This window comes from Streptomyces muensis (assembly GCF_021474425.1).
In the GTDB taxonomy this organism is placed as follows: domain Bacteria; phylum Actinomycetota; class Actinomycetes; order Streptomycetales; family Streptomycetaceae; genus Streptomyces; species Streptomyces muensis.
Window position 1 is genome coordinate 1 of record NZ_JAKEIP010000571.1, and the last position, 1,377, is coordinate 1,377.

At 73.9% G+C, this 1,377-nt stretch carries 3 pseudogenes; 1 reads left to right on the plus strand and 2 read right to left on the minus strand.

The features are described 5' to 3' along the window. A pseudogene (locus L0P92_RS44410) lies at positions 1–255 on the minus strand (hypothetical protein); the annotation flags it as partial. A 109-nt stretch (positions 256–364) separates the two neighbouring features. Next, positions 365–931: pseudogene (locus L0P92_RS45905) on the minus strand (enoyl-CoA hydratase/isomerase family protein); the annotation flags it as partial. A 33-nt stretch (positions 932–964) separates the two neighbouring features. Here L0P92_RS45905 and L0P92_RS45910 point away from each other — a divergent pair. Next, positions 965–1,377, plus strand: a pseudogene (locus L0P92_RS45910) (hypothetical protein); the annotation flags it as partial.

Below are 1,377 nucleotides of genomic sequence, written 5' to 3' on the forward strand. Positions count from 1 at the left end.
GCCCGGGGCTGGGGCTGCGGCTGGGGTCGCTGTCGGGACGGGGGCCTGTGGGTCGTCGGTGGTGCCTGGTGCCGTGACAACGGCCACGCCCGTCGCGAAGTTCCCGAGCACCCGCCGGAACTCCGCCTGCCCGACCGGCGCCCGCTCGTCGTCGCCCACACAGCGCAACTCCGGTCTCGGCAGCGCCTGCACGGGCGGTGCGTCGGCCGACCTGAGGTAGCGGACGGCGGCTGCCGCCATCCCCGCGTGTCCCATCACACCGACCATTGAAGCTGACGGTTCGTCAGATTGGAAGGGGTGTGCGGCTTGTGTGCCGGGCACGATCGGGAGGGAAGGCCGAGCTGGTCGAGCTGCCGGCGCGCGCTCACCGCCCCTTGTACTCGGCGCTCCTGCGCTCCACGAAACTCGCCACGCCCTCCTGCGCGTCCTGAGTCGTCATGTTGATCTCCTGTGCGGCCGCCTCGGCCGCGAAGGCGGTGGTGCGGTCGGTGTCGAGGGAGGCGTTGACGAGCTGCTTGGTGAGGGCGAGGGTGCGGGTCGGGCCGGTGGCGAGGCGCTCGGCCCAGGCCCGGGCCGTCTTGTCCAACTCCCCGTCCGGCACGACGCGGTTGACCAGCCCGAGCCGCTCCGCGTCCGCGGCGCCGAGCGCGTCACCGAAGAACATCAGCTCCTTCGCCCGCTGGGGTCCGATCAGGCGGGGCAGGAGATACGCCCCGCCGCCGTCGGGGACGAGGCCGCGGCGCACGAACACCTCGATGAACCTGGCCGATTCGGCGGCCAGTACGAGATCACAGGCGAACGCGAGATGTGCGCCGAGGCCGGCCGCGGTGCCGTTCACCGCCGCGATCACCGGCTTCTCGCAGTCGAGGACGGCGGCGATGAGGCGCTGGGCGCCGAGCCGGATCGTACGGGCCACGTCACCGGGGATCCGGTCAGCGGCCGTCTGCTCGCCGGCTTCCCGGTCATGGGCCGCCTGCTCGCCGGCTCTCCGGTCACGGACCGCCTGCCCGTCGGCTTCCCGATCACCGGCTGCCTGCTCGCCGACTCTACGGTCACCTGCCGCTCGCTCGCCGACTCTACGGTCACCTGCCGCTCGCTCGTCGGCTCTCCGGTCATGGGCCGTCTGCTCGTTGGCTTCCCGGTCGCGGGCCGCTCGCCCGTTGGCTTCCCGGTCGCGGGCCGCTCGCCCGTCGGCTTCCCGGTCGCGGGCCGCTCGCCCGTCGGCTTCCCGGTCACCGGCCGCTCGCTCGCCGGCTCTCCCGCCACCGTCCACCTGCTCACCCGGCCTGCGCTCACCTCCCGCCGCCGACCGCGCCGCCCGGCGCAAGGTGCCCGTCGTCGCCGTCAAAGTGGGCCGCACCGAGACCGGCGCCCGCA